Annotated in this window: 1 protein-coding gene; it reads left to right on the top strand. The window is 59.6% G+C overall.

Translation table 11 applies throughout. The features are described 5' to 3' along the window. Window positions 1-2,615: beta strand repeat-containing protein (locus V6C07_RS00155; RefSeq protein WP_333534307.1), on the top strand; the 2,615-nt coding region annotated here is incomplete at both ends.

Genomic DNA, 2,615 nt, shown 5'->3' with positions numbered 1-2,615 from the left:
CCCCGCAGGTCCCTTTGTTCGCGCCGTGCTGTATTCCCCTGGCGCCACGGGCGATGCCGTTACCGCCAATGTATTTTTCGGCGCAAATGGCGCGGCTCCTGCCGCCATTGCCACAGGGGACGCAGACTTTGACGGCACCAACGCGGCAGCGCCCTATGCGGTGAGCGTCAGCCTGCCTGCCGGATGGTCAAGCTCCTGGGTAGACGTAAGCTTTAACAGCCTTTCCGGCCGTCTGGAATTCCGCCTTACCGCGGACGGCGTGGCTGAAATGCAGCGGCTCGGCCTTACGGGCGAAAGCCTGGTGGACTTCATTCACATTACGGTCACGGACCGCGCTTCGGGCGACAGCTTTGAATATAATGTGGAGCTTGTCGCCACAGACAACCAGAACTTTGATTCCGCGGCGCACGACAGCCGCTATGGCGGCCAGCATCTGGACAATATCGGCGAGTTCCACCAGGGCCAGAACAACGGCGGGGCCTACTCCGTCGTCTCGTCCGCGCAAAATGACGAAATCATCATAAACGACACGGTCATCGGCGGCAGTTCCATACATGCCAGCGGCTCGGCCGACCCGGACCAGATGGCCGATGACTACAATACCATCAACCTTGCTGCCGGGGTTGTGAACACCACAGTGGGCTCCACCACACACATCACTTCCGCGGACGGCACACTTGACGTGTCGGGCGGCGTGACCGCGCAGGGCAGCGGGGCCGAGAACGTCATTGATATGGGCAAGGGCTCGGTTCATGTCCAAAGCGCCTCCAGCGATGGCGTATCCGCTGCCCATGGCGTATTTGCTGTCGATGGCGGCAAGAATACCATCAGCGGCGGCAGCATCAACATAGCCGCCGACGGGCAAGGCATTCAAACCCAGAGCGGCAGCGTCAACTCTGTAACGGCAATTGACGGCGATATCACCATCAATGCACTTTGGAATGGGGTTGGCACATCTGACAACAGCACCACCAACCTTTCCGCCACCAATGGGTCTGTAAGTATAAAGACAGACTGCTGGGGTATCTCGTCCGGCGGCAACAGTAGCACGAACGTTGACGTGACCAATGGAGATCTGGAGATTGATGCCATCGGACGCGGTGTTCATGCATATGGCGGCACCGCCGATGACGGCAGCGTCAATGGATACAGCACCAACACTGTTTCAGTGACAAATGGCAATGTGAATATCAAAGGCGGATGGGAAGGTCTGTTAGCTCACTATGGCGGCACCAATAACATTGATGTTGCTGGCGGCTCTATCTACATCGATGCGGCCGGGGCAGGCGTCTACTCTGTTGAAGAGAGTGCCAACAACCTGACCGTAACTGATGGGTCTCTTCACATAACCGCTGCGGGCACAGGATTGCGTGCTGAGGGGAACAGCGCCAACACCGTTGACGTAGGCGGTGATGTCACCATCACAGGAGCAAGTTTTGGCGTTCTTGCCGCTGGATCAGGCAGCAACAGCATCACCACAGAAAGCGGCGACGTGACAGTGACTGGCAACGGCTCCGGCTACGGCTACGGCGACGGCTACGGCATGTCTGCCGACTCTTCCGGCAGCAACAGCATCACCACAGAAAGCGGCGACGTGACAGTGACTGGCTCCGGCTCCGGCGACGGCTTCGGCTACGGCTACGGCATGTCTGCAATCGATGACGGCAGCAACAGCATCACCACGGAAAGCGGCAGCGTGACTGTGAGCGGCTACGGCCAAGGCCCCAGAGACGACATGTTGTTCGTCGACGGTATGAAGGCCGAATCTTCCGGCAGCAACAAGATCGAAACGGTGGGCGGCGATGTGACTGTGAGGGGCCAACTCGACGACGATGACTACCGCTTCGCCACCGGCATGCACGCGGCTTCTTCCGGCAGCAACGAAATCAAAACTGCGGCTGGCAAGGTAATTGTTGAAGGCAGCAGCAGCGGCGACAGCTTCGGCATGTATGCCGCCAATGCCGCTGCCAGCAACGCCATCACCACAAAAGGCGGCGATGTGACCGTTACCGGCAGCAGCAGCGGCGGCAGTCTTTTGAACCACATCTTAAACGGTGGTGGCACTGGCCGCGGCATGTTTGGTTCCTTTGGCGGTAGCAACACGATCAAAACCGAGAGCGGCAATGTGAGTATTACCGGCAGCGGAGATGTCCTCAGTTTTGGCATGTCCGGCAGCAACAGCATCACCACGGAAAGCGGCAACGTGACCGTTACCGGCAGCGGAGGTGTCAACGGTTGGGGCATGTCCGGCAGCAACAGCATCACCACGGAAAGCGGCAACGTGACTGTGACTGGCACCGGCGGCTACAGCGGCATTCCCGGCGTCGCCTACGGCATGTCTGCCAACGATTCCGGCAGCAACAAGATCAAAACCGCGGATGGCAACGTGACTGTGACCGGCACCGGCGGCGACAAAGGCTGCGGCATGTCTGTCGACAACGGCGGTAGCAACAGCATCACCACGGAAAGCGGCAACGTGACTGTGACCAGCAGCGCTGACCCTGGCGTCGCCTACGGCATGTCTGCCACCCGCGGCGGCGTGAATACGATTGAGTCCACCTCCGGATCGCCCCTGACCGTGACCATCACGGCATCGGCCGGTGCCGCTGAAAAAG

The sequence above is a fragment of the Desulfovibrio sp. 1214_IL3152 genome, assembly GCF_036763055.1.
GTDB lineage: Bacteria > Desulfobacterota > Desulfovibrionia > Desulfovibrionales > Desulfovibrionaceae > Desulfovibrio.
The sequence above is the reverse complement of the archived record's forward strand: the minus strand, read 5'-3'. Positions and strand labels throughout refer to the sequence as shown.